General features: G+C 75.1%; 15 protein-coding genes. 5 read left to right on the forward strand and 10 right to left on the reverse strand.

What is annotated here, in order from left to right; all coding sequences use genetic code 11:
* Positions 1-34: 34 nt before the first annotated feature.
* Together ACI799_RS18735 and ACI799_RS18740 are read right to left on the reverse strand one after the other, a co-directional pair.
* Entirely contained in the window at positions 35-1,048 is a 1,014-nt protein-coding gene (locus tag ACI799_RS18735; protein WP_456613671.1) for an ATP-dependent DNA ligase, read from the reverse strand.
* A gap of 122 nt (positions 1,049-1,170) precedes the next feature.
* Positions 1,171-1,710 (reverse strand): NUDIX domain-containing protein, encoded by a 540-nt coding sequence (locus ACI799_RS18740; protein ID WP_456589804.1) that lies wholly within the window; start codon positions 1,708-1,710, stop codon positions 1,171-1,173.
* A gap of 38 nt (positions 1,711-1,748) precedes the next feature.
* On the opposite strand from ACI799_RS18740, the gene ACI799_RS18745 reads away from it, so the two are divergent.
* Entirely contained in the window at positions 1,749-2,222 is a 474-nt protein-coding gene (locus ACI799_RS18745) for a DnaJ family domain-containing protein (protein ID WP_456600439.1), read from the forward strand.
* A gap of 103 nt (positions 2,223-2,325) precedes the next feature.
* On the forward strand, positions 2,326-2,493 hold the full coding sequence (locus tag ACI799_RS18750) for a hypothetical protein (RefSeq protein WP_456589802.1): 168 nt from the start codon (positions 2,326-2,328) through the stop codon (positions 2,491-2,493).
* Positions 2,494-2,607: 114 nt separating this feature from the next.
* Here the strand turns inward: ACI799_RS18750 and ACI799_RS18755 are convergent, their stop codons facing one another.
* A complete protein-coding gene (locus ACI799_RS18755) occupies positions 2,608-3,015 on the reverse strand; it encodes a hypothetical protein (protein WP_456589801.1) in 408 nt (135 codons plus the stop codon).
* Between the two features lie 87 nt (positions 3,016-3,102).
* Between ACI799_RS18755 and ACI799_RS18760 the strand changes: the two genes are divergently transcribed.
* Complete coding sequence (locus ACI799_RS18760; RefSeq protein ID WP_456589800.1) at positions 3,103-3,882, forward strand: helix-turn-helix domain-containing protein; 780 nt, start codon at positions 3,103-3,105, stop codon at positions 3,880-3,882.
* Positions 3,883-3,885: 3 nt separating this feature from the next.
* Here the strand turns inward: ACI799_RS18760 and ACI799_RS18765 are convergent, their stop codons facing one another.
* The 3 genes from ACI799_RS18765 to ACI799_RS18775 form a co-directional block, all read right to left on the reverse strand.
* Positions 3,886-4,017: a hypothetical protein gene (locus tag ACI799_RS18765; RefSeq protein WP_456613672.1), complete on the reverse strand. Its 132-nt coding sequence runs from the start codon at positions 4,015-4,017 to the stop codon at positions 3,886-3,888.
* Between the two features lie 101 nt (positions 4,018-4,118).
* Positions 4,119-6,008 (reverse strand): hydantoinase B/oxoprolinase family protein, encoded by a 1,890-nt coding sequence (locus ACI799_RS18770; protein ID WP_456589798.1) that lies wholly within the window; start codon positions 6,006-6,008, stop codon positions 4,119-4,121.
* Positions 6,005-8,077 (reverse strand): hydantoinase/oxoprolinase family protein, encoded by a 2,073-nt coding sequence (locus ACI799_RS18775; RefSeq protein ID WP_456613673.1) that lies wholly within the window; start codon positions 8,075-8,077, stop codon positions 6,005-6,007. Before ACI799_RS18775 ends, ACI799_RS18770 begins: the two co-directional genes overlap by 4 nt.
* An 88-nt stretch (positions 8,078-8,165) precedes the next feature.
* On the opposite strand from ACI799_RS18775, the gene ACI799_RS18780 reads away from it, so the two are divergent.
* Both ACI799_RS18780 and ACI799_RS18785 read left to right on the forward strand, forming a co-directional pair.
* Positions 8,166-9,320: a glycerate kinase gene (locus ACI799_RS18780; protein WP_456613674.1), complete on the forward strand. Its 1,155-nt coding sequence runs from the start codon at positions 8,166-8,168 to the stop codon at positions 9,318-9,320.
* 91 nt (positions 9,321-9,411) lie between these two features.
* The gene (locus ACI799_RS18785; RefSeq protein ID WP_456589795.1) at positions 9,412-10,749 is read left to right on the forward strand and encodes a pectate lyase family protein; all 1,338 of its coding nucleotides are present in this window, start codon (positions 9,412-9,414) and stop codon (positions 10,747-10,749) included.
* Between the two features lie 74 nt (positions 10,750-10,823).
* On the opposite strand, the gene ACI799_RS18790 is transcribed toward ACI799_RS18785, so the two are convergent.
* The 4 genes from ACI799_RS18790 to ACI799_RS18805 are packed head-to-tail and all read right to left on the reverse strand — an operon-like array spanning position 10,824 to position 15,111.
* Positions 10,824-11,912, reverse strand: coding sequence for a M24 family metallopeptidase (locus ACI799_RS18790; RefSeq protein ID WP_456589794.1), 1,089 nt, complete (start codon positions 11,910-11,912; stop codon positions 10,824-10,826).
* Between the two features lie 6 nt (positions 11,913-11,918).
* Positions 11,919-13,013 (reverse strand): LacI family DNA-binding transcriptional regulator, encoded by a 1,095-nt coding sequence (locus ACI799_RS18795; protein ID WP_456589793.1) that lies wholly within the window; start codon positions 13,011-13,013, stop codon positions 11,919-11,921.
* Entirely contained in the window at positions 13,010-13,921 is a 912-nt protein-coding gene (locus ACI799_RS18800) for a DUF6807 domain-containing protein (RefSeq protein WP_456613675.1), read from the reverse strand. The genes ACI799_RS18795 and ACI799_RS18800 overlap by 4 nt, the downstream gene beginning before the upstream one ends.
* A gap of 2 nt (positions 13,922-13,923) precedes the next feature.
* Positions 13,924-15,111, reverse strand: a complete 1,188-nt coding sequence (locus ACI799_RS18805; RefSeq protein WP_456613676.1) for a Gfo/Idh/MocA family protein — start codon at positions 15,109-15,111, stop codon at positions 13,924-13,926.
* Positions 15,112-15,216 lie beyond the last annotated feature (105 nt).

The following is a 15,216-nucleotide window of genomic DNA, read 5'->3' on the forward strand; positions in this document are numbered from 1 at the left end:
TGATCACCTCATCCCACCGGGGGAGGTGCCGGCGTCAGGGCAGCAGGGGGAGGTCCTCGGGGCGTAGGTCGGGTCGCACCCGGACGAAGCGCAGCGGGTGGCGGAACACCCCGGCCTGGAGGGCCGCGTCGGCGCTCACCTCGACGACGGTGGTCGGTTGCACGCGGGTCAGCGGCACGGCGAGACGGCCGCCGCCGAACCGCCCGGTGCCGATGCGCTCGGGCCACGGGTGGTCGGTGCCGGCCGGGCGCAGGACGCCGGCCAGCTCGACCGACTGCGCCGGTGTGAGCGGGCTGCTGCGGCCGACGACGACCAGCTCGCCGTCGCGGTAGCGGCCGGCCACCAGCTGACCGGGGCGCTCGAGGGAGCCGATGACGCCGCCGGCGAGCACCTCGGTGGTCTCCCAGCTCTTGACCTTCAGCCACTCGCGGCGTCCCGGCGCGTAACGGGTCGCCGCTCCCTTCACCACCAGCCCCTCGACGCCGGCCGGGCGGAAGTCGTCGGACCACTGCCGCGCCTCGACGGGGTCGGCGGTCACCGGCGAGAGCTGCAGCGGCGGGGCCCAGCCGCCGGCCAGCTGCTCGAGTGCGGCCCGGCGCTTGGTGAACGTCCGGCCGCGGAGGTCCTCCCCGCCGGCGGCGAGCAGGTCGAACGCGACGTAGGAGGCCGGTGCGGTCGCCACCTCCGCGGCGATGCGGCCGGCCGAGGTCACCAGGCGCCGCTGCAGCAGCCCGAAGTCCAGCCGGTCGCCGTGCCAGATGACGACCTCGCCGTCGACCACCGTGCCGGCGGGCACCTGGGCGAGGGCGGCGGCCGCCACGTCGGGGAACCGGTCGGTGAGCTCGCGCCCCTGCTTGGACCACAGCCGGGTCGAGCCGTGGTCGCGCACGATCACCAGCCGGTAGCCGTCCCACTTGGGCTCGTACCGGCAGCCGCCGGTCAGCGCCGAGGGGGGCGGGATGTCGCGCACCGGCTTGGCCAGCTCCACGGCGACCGGCCCGGCGAGCTCGGGCGGCAGCGCGGGCAGACCCGGGGCGGACAGGGGCACCCGGACAGCCTGCTGGCCGGCCGGGCGCCGCGCACGCCGGCAGCGGCAGGTCACACCCGTTCGAGGGCCGGTCGCCACGCTGCGGGGTCGGTGGGCTGCGCCGGCCCATCCCCTGCTCGTCGTCAGGTCAGCGGGCCGCCCCGTCCCAGCCCCAGGAGGGCGTAGGCCGCCAGCGAGGGGCCGTCGGTGAACCGGCCGTCCAGGATCATGGCGCGCAGCTCGTCCTCGGGCACGAACGCGCAGATCATGTCCGCCTCGGTCACCTCCCGAGCGGTGGCGCCGACCGTGAGGTCGGTGGCCAGCCAGACGTCGAACCGCTGGGTGGACAGGCCCGGCGCCAGGTCGAGGCGGCCCAGGTGGGTCAGGGACCCGGCCCGCAGGCCGGTCTCCTCGGCGAGCTCGGCCCGGGCCAGCTCGTCGGCCGTGCCCTGCGCGCCGTGGGACCAGGTGCCCTGCGGGAACTCCCAGGCGCGGCGGCCGACGGGGTGGCGGAACTGCTCCACGAGCCAGAAGCCGTCCCGCTCGGCGGGCAGCACCAGCGCGAAATCGGGCTTCTCCACCACGCCGTAGACGCCGGTGGAGCCGTCGGCCCGCTCCACGCTGTCCTCCCGCACCCGGATCCACGGGTTGCGGTACACCTCCCGGCTGCTCGTCGTCCGCATGGTGGCGAGCCTGGCAGATGCGTGGACCATGGACGGTGATGACCGAGCGGAAGCCCCCGGGGGTCTCGTTCGAGACCTGGGTGGAGACCCAGATCGCCCAGGCGCGCGAGCGCGGGGACTTCGACCGCCTGGGCGGTGCCGGCAAGCCGATCGCCGGCCTCGACCGGGAGCAGACGGCCTACGACTGGGCGGTGGCCAAGGCCCGGCGCGAAGGCGTCGAGACGGCGGCCATGCTGCCGCCCGGGCTGGCGTTGCGGCGGGAGCGCGACCAGCTGCCCGCCCGGGCCGCGCGGCTGACGACGGCGGCGGACGTGCGGGCGCTCGCGGAGGACTACAACGCCCGGGTGGAGGCATTCTGGCGCCGGCCGCAGGAGAGCCGCTGGTCGCCGGTGCCGGGCCTGGCCGACGTCGACGCGCTCGTGGCGTCCTGGGAGCGCGACCGGCCGCCGCCCGCGCCCGCCCCTGTGGAGCCCGCGCCACCGCCCCGTCGCCGCTGGTGGCGCCGCCCCTGACCCGCGCCGGTGCGGCCGGGCACGCCGGCGTTCGCCGCTGGCGTATCCCGCGTCGGAGGCGCCGGGCCCGGGTAGGGGCCGGGTACGCCGAGAGGAGGTCGAGATGACCGAAGTACCAGGGACCGACCGGGACGACGCCCGGGAGAACGTGCTCGAGGAGACCCCGGTCACGCCGGAGGGCGTCGAGCAGGACACCTCCACGGAGGGCGACGAGGGGCAGACCGGCGACCAGGCCAAGCCGGAGTCCGGGAGCACCGAGCCGCTGACCTGACCGGCTCCGCGCAGTGCCCCCGTCAGCAGGCTGGTGGGGGCGCTGCGCGGGTCCCGCTCCTGGCCGGTGCAGAGATCGGCGCCTCCTGGCCCTCGGGGCCCGGCCCCCACGGGGTCAGCGTCGGCGCAGGCCGAGCAGTTGCAGCGCCGCGAACCCGGCGACGACCGCGGCCTGCAGGACGAGCCAGACGGCGCCGAGGGTGGTCGGGGACCACCACCCGGCGACGACGGCGACGACGCTGAGGGCGGCCCACAGCAGGTTGCCGCCGACGACGGCCTCCACCGCCGCGGTGCTGGGGCGGCGGCGTGCCGCGACGAGCCAGACGGCGGCGGCGTAGCCGAGCAGGAACACGCCGGCGCCGCGGAGGAGGCCGGCGGGCAGGCCCAGGGGGCCGTCCAGCAGCGGTGCGGCCAGCAGGTACGCCGCGCCGTTCGCGGCGGTGACGACGGCGTCGATGCGGAGGGCCGGGCGGAGCAGGTCGCCGGCCCCCAGGGGCGAGGGGGCGGGGTGCATGGTGGTCATGCCGGCAACGGTGGCGGCGCGCAGGCCGCGGGTCGATTACCTCGGAGGTAAGCGACACGGGACACCGTCGTCGCTAGCGTCGGCGGCGTGACCGGTGGAGTCGTGCAGGGCCGCCACGTCGGTGAGCTGCTGCGCACGTGGCGACAGCGCCGCCGGCTCAGCCAGCTCGACCTCGCCGGCGCGGCGGGGGTCTCCTCCCGGCACCTGAGCTTCGTCGAGACCGGCCGCGCCCGGCCCAGCCGCGACATGGTGCTGCACCTGGCCGAGCAGCTCGAGATCCCGCTCGGTGCTCGTAACGAGCTCCTGGCGGCGGCTGGCTTCGCCCCCGCCTACCGCCGTCGGGATCTCGCGGATCCCGACATGGGCACGGTCCGCGCCGCGATCGACCTCGTGCTGGCCGCGTACGAGCCGTTCCCCGCGGTCGTCGTCGACCGGTCCTGGTGCCTCGTGGCGGCCAACCGGGCCGTCGCCGCGCTCACCGGGGGCGCTGCCCCGCACCTGCTGGAGCCGCCGGTCAACGTGCTGCGACTGAGCCTGCACCCCGACGGCCTGGCTCCGCGGATCCTGAACCTGCCGCAGTGGCGGCGGCACGTCCTGCACCGGCTGGGCCGCGAGGCGCACCTGAGCGGTGACCCGGGGCTGGCCGCGCTGCACCGGGAGCTTCTCGCGCTGCCCGGAGGCAGCGACCGCAGCGTCCCCGACGGCATCGCCGTCCCGCTGCGCCTCCGGGTGGGTCCGGAGGTGCTCAGCTTCCTGAGCACCGTCACGACGTTCGGCACCGCCGTCGACCTCACCGCCGCCGAGCTCAGCATCGAGGCCTTCCTGCCCGCCGACAGCCGCACCGCCGGCGCGCTGGGTGCGGGGTAGGGCTCAGTCGGCCCGGTTCTCGTCCGCCTTCTCGGCGTCGAGCTCGCGGGTGGCCATGCCGCCGTGGCCGCCCTCGTCGTACTGGCCGGGCCGCAGGTTGTTCGGCTGTTCGTCGTCCTCGCGCGGTTCGGTCATGCCCGGAGCCTGCCCCACCGGCGAGGACCGCGCAGGCAAAGGAAGCTATGCATGCGGAATCGGTCGCCGAACCACATGCATAGCTTCCTTCGCCTGGGCCTCTAGAGGAGGTCGAACTCGTTGAACGCCGCGCCGCCGGAGAGGGTGGCGTAGCCCGGGCCGCGGTCGAAGAACGGCTCCTCGCCCGTGCGGGCGGCCCGCATCGACGCGCGCAGCTCCTCGGTGGCGGCCGGGTCCGCCGTGCCGTCCTCGAGGACGACCACGCCGTAGTCCGCCCGCGCGCCCTCGACCGACACCTTGCGCCAGGCGATGTCCCGCAGCACCTCGTCGACCGGGCGGTCCAGCGGGTCCCCCCAGCCGCCGCCGCCGGTGGTCCGGATGCGCACCACCGTGCCGGCCTTGAGCGGCTCGGCGTCGGCCAGCGCATCGACCTCGTGCTCGTCGGGGCCGCCCGGGTCGACGGTGATCTGGAACGGCCGCCCGGCCTTGCCGCCCTTGACCCCCCAGCAGGCGAGGATCGAGCGGTCGGCGATCGACATGAAGTGCGCATCGCGCAGCACGCGGATGTGCTTCTCGTAGCCGCAGCCGCCGCGGTAGCGGCCCGGGCCACCCGAGTCCATCGCCAGGCCCAGCCGCTCCACCCGCAGCGGGAAGCGGCCCTCGGTGAACTCGGTGGGCAGGTTCCGGGAGTCCGGGACGACGTGGATCGTGTCCTCGCCGTCGGCGTAGTACCGCCCGCCCGAGCCGCCGCCCAGCACCTCCCGCATCAAGTACGGCTGCCCGTCGAAGTCCGTGCCGTAGACGCCGGTGTAGCGGATCGTCTCCTGGTCGGCCGGCATCCGGCCGCCGGTGGCCTTGGCCAGCACCCCGGCCAGGACGCCGAGCAGCCGCAGGATCACGAACGTCCGCGCGTTGGTGGGTGCGGGGAAGATCGGGGTGAGCAGCGTGCCCTTCTCCGGGAACCGCATCTCGATCAGCGGGACGACGCCCTCGTTGACGTCCAGCTGGGCCATGCGCTCGGGGCTCTCGGCCAGATTGCGCAGGATCGGCGCCAGCCACTTCTTGAGGAAGTTGCCGTCGGCGTAGTCACCGCAGTGGTTGATCGGGCCCTTGGCCTGCGGGCCGGTGCCGGTGAAGTCGATGACCAGCGGGGTCTCCTTGGTGGAGTCCATGGTCAGCGTGATCCGCTGGCGGTGCAGCTGCGGCTCCTCGACGCCGTCGTGCTCGGCGTAGTCCTCCCACACGTAGGTGCCGTCGGGGATCTGGCTGAGGATCTCCCGCCGGTAGACCTCCGTGGAGCTGTCGAGGATCGCGTCGAACGAGGCCTCCACCGCCGGCACCCCGTACCGGTCGAACAGCTCGCCCAGGCGCCGGGCACCGGCCAGGCAGGCCGAGCACTCGGCGTCGAGGTCGGCGGCGAGCGAGTCGGGCATCCGCGAGTTGCGGGTCATGATCTTCAGCGCGCTCTCGTTGGGCACGCCGCGGTCCCACAGCTTGATCGGGGGGACCATCAGGCCCTCCTCGTACACGCTGGTCGCCGCGCTCGGCATGGACCCGGGCACCGCGCCGCCGATGTCGTCGTGGTGGCCGAACGCCTGGATGAAGGCGACGACGCGCTCGGCGCCGTCCACGTGCGCGAACACGGGCACCGTCACGCAGAGGTCGGGCAGGTGGCCGATCCCGCCCTCGGAGGCGTAGACGTCGTTGTGGAAGTAGACGTCCCCGGGGTTCATCGTCTCGATCGGGTAGTCGCGCACCACGGGGTGCACGAGCGCCGAGTACGAGCGGCCGGTGAGCTTGCGCAGGTTCCGGTCGTGGATGCCGGCCCGGAAGTCGTGCGCATCCCGGATCATCGGCGAGCGGGAGGTCCGGCCGATGGAGGTCTCGACCTCCTTCTCGATCGCGGCCAGCGTGCCGGCGACGATCTCGACGAGGACGGGGTCGGCGTCGACCTTCGTGGCGTTCAGGGGACCGGTGGGGAACGTCGTCACTGGTCCGACTCCTTCGTGAGGATCAGGTTGCCGTAGCTGTCCACGGTGGCGGTGAAGCCCGGGTGCACCGGGACGGTGGAGCCGAACTCCTCGACGATCGCCGGGCCGCTGACCACGTCACCGGGGGCGAGGTCGGGGCGGTTGTACGTGGGCGTCTCCACCCAGTCGTCGAAGAAGACGGGACGCGAACCCGTGACGGCCCGGTCCGTCCCGCCGTTCCCGGGCGCCAGCTCGACCAGGTCGGGCCGGCGGATCGGGCCGATGCCGCTCACGCGGAGGTTGACCCACTCCACGGCCTGGCGCGGGTCGTCGGCGAAGTCGTAGCCGTAGAGCTGGCGGTGTGCGGCGTGGAACGCCTCGGCGACCTGCTCGGTGGCCGCCGCGTCCAGCTCGCCCTCGGCGACCGGCACGCGCACCTCGAACGCCTGGCCGACGTAGCGCAGGTCCGCCGTCCGCTGCATGCGCTGGGCGTCGCGGGCGAAGCCCTCGCCGTCCAGCGCCTCCTGCGCCTGGGCCTCGAGGTCGGCGTAGACCGCGCGCACCCGGGCCAGGTCGAGGTCGACGTGCTTGCTGATCACGGTCTGCACGTAGTCGTTGCGGACGTCGACGGTGAGCAGGCCGAACGCGCTGACGTTGCCCGGGTTCGGCGGCACCAGCGTGCGCGGCAGGTTGAGGATGTCCATGAGCCGGCACGCCAGCAGGGAGCCGGAGCCGCCGAAGGTGGTCAGCGTGAAGTCGCGGACGTCGAGGCCCTTGGCGACCGTCACCTGGCGCAGCGCGTTGGCCTGGTTCCACGCGGAGATCTCCAGGATCCCGGTCGCGGTGCGCTCCAGGGAGAGGTCCAGTTTCGCGCCGAGCTGCTCCAGCCCGGCCCGCGCCGCGTCGACCGACAGCGGGATCTCCCCGCCCAGCAGGTGCGGGGGGATCCGGCCCAGGACGACGTGCGCGTCGGTCACGGTCGGCTGGTCGCCGCCGTTCGGGTAGCAGATCGGGCCGGGGTCGGCGCCGGCCGACTTCGGGCCCACCTTGAGCGTGCCCTCGGGCGAGAGCCAGGCGATCGAGCCGCCGCCGGCGCCGACGGTGACGACGTCGATCATCGGGATCTTGCTGGGGTAGTCGCCGACCGAGCCCTCGGTGGTGAGCGCGGGCTCGCCGTCGATGACCACGGTGACGTCGGTGGAGGTGCCACCGCCGTCGCAGGTGAGCACCCGGTCGAACCCGGCGGTGCCCGCGATCAGCGCGGCACCGAGCGCGCCGGCGGCGGGGCCGGAGAGCATCGTGGTGATCGGCTGGTGCACGACCTCCGCGGCCGACAGCACGCCGCCGTTGCTCTTCATCACGTAGAACGGCACGCCGGGCGCGATCTCGTCGAGCCGGGTGCGGATGTTGGTGACGTAGGCGCCCACCTTGGGCTTGACGGCGGCGTCGACCAGCGTGGTCACCGACCGCTCGTACTCGCGGTACTCGCGCAGCACCTGGGAGCTGATGCTCACCACGGCGTCCGGGTGCTCCTCGCGGAGCACCTCGAGCATGCGGCGCTCGTGCGCGTCGTCCGCGTAGGCGTGCAGGAAGCAGACCCCGATCGTCGAGATGCCGGCCTCGCGGAAGAACCGGGCCGCGGCGCGGGCGTCCTCCTCGTCGAAGGGGCGCACCTCGGCGCCGGTGTGGTCCAGCCGCCCGCGGACGGTGTGCACCAGATCGGCCGGGACGATGCGGGGCGGCTTGACCCAGAAGTAGCTGTTGCCGTAGCCGTCGGGCACCGACTGACGGGCGATCTCCAGCACCGACTCGTAGCCCTCGGTGGTGATGAAGCCCAGCCGGTCGAGCTTGCCCTCGAGCAGCTGGTTGGTCGCGACCGTCGTCCCGTGGCTGACGGCGGTGACCGCCTCGCCGGTCAGCCCCATGAGGTCGAGGACCTTGCGGACACCGGTGAGGAAGCCCTCGGCCGGGTCGGCGGGGGTGGAAGGGGTCTTGGTGGTGGTCGTCCGACCGGTCTCCTCGTCCACGGCGACGACGTCGGTGAACGTCCCGCCGGTGTCGATGCCGATGCGGACCCGGCGCGTACTCATGGGATGAAACCTTAGCGCTGAGATATCCATGGGGGAAGCGGTTCGTGGATCCCACCGCAGGGAAAGCGGTTGCCTTAGCCTTCGGTGCGTGACCCAGGTCTCGATCGTCGTCGCCCCCGACAAGTTCAAGGGCAGCCTGACCGCCGCCGCGGCGGCGGACGCCATGGCTGCCGGCTGCCGGGACGCGCTACCGGACTGCCGGGTCGTCGCCGTCCCGGTGGCCGACGGTGGCGACGGGACCGTCGACGTCCTGCGCCGGGCCGGGGCGCGGCTGGTCCGCCGCAGGGTCACCGGCCCGGTGGGCGGAGAGGTCGACGCGGACCTGGCGATCATCGGCGACACGGTCTACGTCGAGACGGCGCAGGCGTGCGGGCTGCGGCACGTGCCGCAGCCCGGACCGGCCACCGCCCGCACGGCGACGACGTACGGCGTGGGGCAGCTGATCACCGCGGGCCTGGACCTGGGCTACCGCAGGTTCGTGCTGGGGCTCGGCGGCAGCGCGACCACCGACGGCGGGGTCGGCATGGCCGTCGCCCTCGGCGCCCGGATGCTCGACGCGTCCGGGCGGGAGCTCCCCCCGGGAGGGGCGGCGCTGGCGGAGCTGGGAACCGTGGACACCGCCGGGCTCGACCACCGCCTGCGCGAGGTGGACGCCGTGCTCGCCTGCGACGTGGACAACCCGCTCACCGGTCCGGCAGGCGCTGCCGCGGTGTTCGCACCGCAGAAGGGGGCCGACCCGGCGACCGTGGCCGAGCTCGATGCCGCCCTGGCCGTCTACGGGGACCGGCTGGCGGCGATGCGCGGCGGCGATCTCGCCGCCCGGCCCGGCGCCGGCGCCGCCGGGGGGCTGGGCGTCGGCGGGATGGCGTTCCTCGGGGCCCGGGCGGCGTCGGGCATCGACCTGCTGCTGGAGCTGCTCGACCTCCCGGCCGTCGTCCGCGGGGCAGACCTGGTGCTCATCGGCGAAGGGCACCTGGACGAGCAGAGCCTGGCCGGCAAGGCGCCGCTGGGGGTCGCCCGCCTGGCCCGGCAGCACGGGGCGGACGTGGTGGCGGTCGCGGGTCAGGTGAGCGCCCCGCCCGACCTGCTGCGGGCCGCCGGAATCCGGGCGGCGCACGCCCTGGCGGCCCGGGCGGAGGGCGTGGACGACGCGCTCCGCCGGGCGGCAGAGCTGCTGCGCGCCACCACCGCCGCCGCGGTGGCGGAGTGGGCGGCGTCCCGATCCGGTGCCGCGCAGGGCTGACGCACGCCGCGCGGACGACCGTTGACACCGGGAAAGCGCTTTACCTAGTGTGGCGCACGCCACAGAAAGCGATTTCCCGAGGGAGTCCCGCATGCGTCCGTTCCATCGCGCGGTGGTCGCCGGAGCCGCCGGAGCACTGCTCGTCACACTCCTCCCGACCGGCGCGGCCTCCGCGCGCGGCGGCGATCTGGGCCGGGAGGCGCTCGGCCCGCAGGACGGCTGGGCCGCGGCCGAGGGCGGCACGACGGGGGGCCGGGCCGCGAGCGCCGACCACGTCTTCCACGTCGACACCTGGGAGGAGTTCCGCGCGGCGCTCGGGGGCGACGCCGCACGCGGCGACACGACCCCGCGCATCGTCTACGTGCACGGGGTGCTCGACGCGAACCTGCGCACACCCGACGGCGCTGTCGACTGCGCCGCCTACGAGGTCGAGGGCTTCGACATGCAGGACTACATCGACGCCTACGCGCCGGAGGTGTGGGGGACCGAGACCGAGCCCGCCGGCCCGCTCGAGGACGCCCGGGCGGCGTCGGCAGCCGTGCAGAACGCCCAGATCCGCCAGTACGTCGGCTCGAACGTCACCATCGTGGGCGTCGGCCGGGACGCCGGGATCGTCGGGGCGGCGCTCACGGTCCGGGGCTCCGACAACGTGATCATCCGCAACCTGCGGCTGTCCGACGCCTACGACTGCTTCACCGCCTGGGACCCGACCGACGGCGACGCCGGGGCCTGGAACGCCGACTACGACAACCTGTGGATCGCCGAGTCCACCCACGTCTGGGTCGACCACAACACCTTCGACGACGGGCGCAACCCCCCGGAGTCGCTGCCCACCGTCCACGGCGCACGCTTCGAGGTGCACGACGGGCTGCTGGACATCACCAACGGCGCCGACCTGGTCACCGTCTCGTGGAACGAGTTCCTCGACCACGACAAGACCAACCTGATCGGCTCCTCGAACAGCCGGACCAGCGACCGCGGCACGCTCCGGGTCACCTTCCACCACAACCTCTGGCAGGACATCGGCCAGCGGGCACCGCGGGTGCGGTACGGCGACGTGCACGTCTACAACAACCTGTACGTCGTCACCAACCCCGAGTACTACAGCTACACGTGGGGGGTCGGGGTCGAGGCCGAGATCATCGCGGAGAACAACGCCTTCCTCCTGCACCCGGCGATCGACCGCGCCGACATCGTCGAGGACTGGCGCGGTGACCGGCTCACCGACGCCGGGCTCGCGGAGTCCGGCACCCTCGTCCGCGGGGGCGGGAACGGCCGGGTGAGCCTGGTCGAGGCCTACAACGCCGCCCACGACCCGGACATCCCGACCACGGTGAGCTGGACGCCGGCCTTCGTCGAGCGCCTCGACCCGACGTCCGCCGTGCCCGGGCTGGTGCGGGCCGGGGCCGGCAGCGGCGAGCTCCGCTGAGCGCCGTCCCGAGGTGAGGGCGCCGTCCCCCCGGCCATGCCGGGGGGACGGCGCCCTCGCGGGCTCCCGGGCGGTCAGCGCACGAGGACGTCGGGGCGCGGCAGCCCGAGCGCATCGGGCGTCTGCGGCCACACCCCGTCGGTGGTCAGCACCTCGAGGCCGTCGGGGCCCAGCAGCACCGTGTCCTCGGCCTTGACCCCGGGGGCCGACGGGTTCCAGGCGAACGCCTGGTGGAGGACCACCGGGACGCGGCTGCCGGGCGTGGCGACCGGGTCGCGCCCCCAGTAGCCCGTCGGCCCGCCCTGGTGGTGCCGGGTCCACTCGTCGGCGCGGAACCCGGCGGCGGCGTACGCGGCGATGCCGGCGGCCAGGGCGTCGCCCACCGTCCGGCCGGGGACCGTCGCGGCGAGGAAGGCCGTCTCGACCTCCCGGATGCGGGCGGCCGCGCCGGCGTCCTCCCGGCCCGGCCCGCCCAGGCGGACCCACCGGGTGGCGTTGGCGATCAGCCCGTGGCGCCGGGCGCAGACGACGAGCATCACCCGGTGGCCCAGCGGCCCGGCGGTGGGCAGCGCGTGGCGGAAGGGCAGCCGATCCTCCCCGGCGACCAGCACGACCACCGGATCGGCGCCCCGGGCGACGAGCTCGCCGGCGAGCAGCGCGGCCGCCTCCCGCTCGGGCATCCGCGGGTGCAGCCGCAACGCGGCCGTGGTGAGCGCCTCCGCGGCGTCCCGGCCCAGCGCCCGGTACCGCTCCCGCTCGGCCGGCAGCAGCGCCGCCCGGGCCGCCCGGAGCCCCTCGGCGGCCGCCGGCTCGTCCTCGTGCAGGACTCCCGGTGCGCCCGGCGCGAGCTCGGGCCCCAGCAGCGGGGCCCACCAGTCGGTCACCCGGACGTCGACCGCCGCGGGCAGCTCCTCGGCGCGGAGCCGGTCCACCTCGTTCCCGGGCACGATCACGGCGTCCCCGTCGGCGTCCACGACGACCGCGAGGACGCCGCGTTCCGCGGAGAGGCGGACGGCCGGCCGGGCGCCGTCGAGGTACCAGGCCAGCGCACCGACGCTGGTCAGCACGAGGCGCTCGCGCCCGGCGTCGCGGAGCAGGCGCAGGACCCGCTCGCGCTTGACGCCGCGATCGGCGGCCGACGGTGCGGCCGGGTCCGGGGACACGTCGCCTCAGCGCAGCCGGCGGGTGCTGTCGCGCAGCACCACCTCGGCGTGGACCTTCACGCTGCGCGGCTCGGCGTCCGGTTCGGCGTCGAGAGCGAGCTGGGCGGCCTGGACCCCCATCTCCTCCAGCGGGAGCCGCACCGAGGTGAGCGCCGGGACGACGTCGCGCAGGGTGGGGATGTCGTCGAAGCCGGCCAGCGAGACGTCACCGGGCACGTCGACACCCGCTTTCCGCAGACCCGAGAGCGCACCGAGCGCCATCACGTCGTTGACGGCGAAGATGCAACTGGCCCGGAGCCCGTCCTCTACCAGCCGGGTGACCATCTCCTCGCCGCCCTCGTGCGTGAAGGCCCCGTGCAGCACCTGCATGTTCCCGGGGGGAACCCCCTCGTCGGCCAGCCCGTCGCGGAACCCGGCGACCCGGTCGCGGGACGCCAGCAGGCCCGTCGGCCCGGCGAGCACGGCGAACTCCCGGTGCCCGAGGCGGCACAGCTCCCGGGCCAGCTTCCGCGCGCCGGCGCGGTTCTGCGGCACGACCGCGTGCGTTCCCAGCCGGTTCTGGCTGATGACCGCGGCGCGGCCACCGGCGGCCGTGTAGCCGTCGAGCTCCTTGGCCAGCCGTTCGTTGTGGGCCCGGTCCGTGGTGCGGCTGCCGCAGATGATCAGCGCGCGCGAGCGGTGCGAGCGCATGGTGGCCACGAACTCCAGCTCGCGCTGGAGGTCGCTGTGCGTGCTGGCCAGCAGGACGACCAGCTCCCGCTCCTCGACGTGCCGCATGACACCCCGGGCGATGCTGGAGAAGTACGGGTCGAGGACGTCGTGGATGATCAGCCCGACGACGTTGCTCGCCCCGCGGGCCACGGCCTGCGCCTGTGCATTCGGCGTGTACTGCAGCTCGCGGGCGGCGGCCAGCACCCGTCCGCGGTGCGGCTCGCCCACCGAGCGGCTGCCGCTGAGCACCCGCGAGGCGGTGGCCAGCGAGACGCCGGCCTGGGCGGCGACCTCGGCGAGCAGGACCGGACCGGCCCGCCGGGCACCGTCGGGCCCGGCGGCGCCCGGACCCGGCTTGCGGCGGGCGGGTTCCTGCGGCGGGGTGGTCACGGCCCGTCCTCGGCGGCGGCGGTCAGCGCGCGGGTGATGCCGTCGGGCCCGGGCGTCCCGTCGGCGATCAGGGCGCGGAAGCTCCGGGTGGTCTCCTCGCCGGGGGCGAGCAGCACCGGCCGCTCGGCGGCCAGTTGCGAGCCCAGGCCCGGGTAGTCGGCGACCCGGACGAACCACGGGTCTGCCCGTGCCTGGTCATCGAGCCCGGCCAGCGCCACCGTCACAGGATCCGGACCGCCGGCGGAGTACGCCACCCAGGGCGCCACCGCGCCGTGCACGGCATCCTCCCCCTCGGCGTCCGCGGTGGCGACCCGCGCGTCCGGCGCGGTGGGCAGCCGCCAGAACAGCCCGCCGTACCCGGCCCCGGACCGCCCGTGGGTGGCCGGGCTGCCCAGCTGCAGCTGCGCACCCGTCGCGTTGCACAGGCGGGTGGAGAGGTCGAGGGTCCACCCGCCCGGCAGGTCGGCCGCGCGTGCCCGGAGGGTGCGCTCCTCGGTGAGCAGGACCTCGCCGCGGGGCCCGCGCCACTCGAGGGTCTCGGTGAACCCCGTGGCGTCCCGGGAGCGCCAGCCGGTGTGCAGCTGCCGGCCGTGGTCGGCCCGCCACGTGTACCCCTCCCCGGCCAGGTACGTCCGACCGCCCCAGATGTTGGCCCCCCCGACGTCCTGCAGGGTCACCGAGACGCCCAGGTGCCACCGGTGGTCCTCGGGCTGGGCGTCGGTCACCGGGCGGCCGGACAACGTGGTCACCGGGTGCAGGAACGGCCGGGGGGCCAGGACCGCCGGCAGGTCGGCGCCGTCGCAGTAGGTGGCGACGACGACGTCGCCGACCCGAAGCGTGGCGAGCGTCCTGCCCGCCGGCACCGGGTGCTCCGGGACGTGGCCCTGGTGGACCCCCTTGAGCGCCATCGTCAGGCTCCCGCCGCGCCGGTCGGCAGACCGGTGCGCGTGCCGGGCCGGGCCCACGGCGCGTCGAGCTCGGAGAACAGCCGCAGCTGCTCGGCGGCGTCGTCGACCAGTTGGTCGATCCCGGGCACGACCTGGTGGCGGGCCGGGCCCGCGCCCTCGCTCCGCCGGTGGTGGGCCGGGATCTCGATCGGGTCCGGCGCGCAGCGGACCGCCTCGACGATGCGCATGAAGGAGTGGGTCTGCGCCGGCGGCACGAGGAGCGGAACGCTGCGGTCGGCGATGTGCGCCAGCAGGCTCTCCAGCAGGTCGGTGCTCGGGTGCGTCGTCGTCTCGTCCACCTCGCCGGCCTGCAGCCGCACCGTGCCGGTCTTGTAGGACAGCGTGATCCGGCCGGCCGAGCCGTGGACCACCAGTTGGGGGTCGCGGGGGCGCTCGGCGGCCAGCGTGGCCGCGATGACGATGGTCACGCCGTCGGCGGTCCGCACCCGCAGGCAGGAGGTGTCGTCGGCCTCGATCGGGTTCGCCCGGTAGAGCTCCACCTCGATGGCGGCCAGCGAGCCGGGGCCGGTCGCCCCGGTGAGCGCCAGCGCGGTGGCGACGGCGTGGGCGAACGGGTTGGTCAGGGCGCCGTCCACCACCGGGACCCCGTCGACGGTGCGCCGGCCGGCCCAGGGGGCCCGGTCGTAGTAGGAGGCGTCCCGGACCCAGGCGCAGGCGCCGCCCACGCCCCGGAGCGAGCCGATCGCCCCCTCGGCCACGAGCGAGCGCACCCGCCCGATGGCCGCCGAGCCCAGGCTCTGGAAACCGACCTGGCAGGCCATGCCGGTCGCCTCGATGCCGGCGACCAGGCGCTCGAAGTCCGCCATGGTGGGCGCCGGCGGCTTCTCCAGCAGCACGTGGCTGCCGGCCCTGGCCGCGGTCAGCGACAGGTCCGTGTGGGTGTGGATCGGGGTGCAGATGATCGTGACGTCGGGGGCCACGCGGGTGAGCAGGTCATCCAGGGCCGGGGACACCGGCACGTCACCGGCCAGCTCGGCCAGCTCGTCGTCGAGCGGCCGGGGGTCGCAGATCCCGACCAGCCGGATCCCGCTGGAGGCGCTCAGGCGACGGAGGTTCTGCAGGTGCCAGCGCCCGTGGCCGTGGGCTCCGACGAGGACCACGCGGCCGGCCGGCCCGGACGTCTCCGACACCGTTCCCCCGTTCCACCCAGTGCGGTCGCCCGGTGGGCCGCAGCGCTGCCGAGCGTAGCGACGGTCACCTGCGCTGGAAAGGGGTTGCCGACGACGCGCCCCCGT

The sequence above is a fragment of the Blastococcus sp. SYSU DS0753 genome (assembly GCF_054051175.1).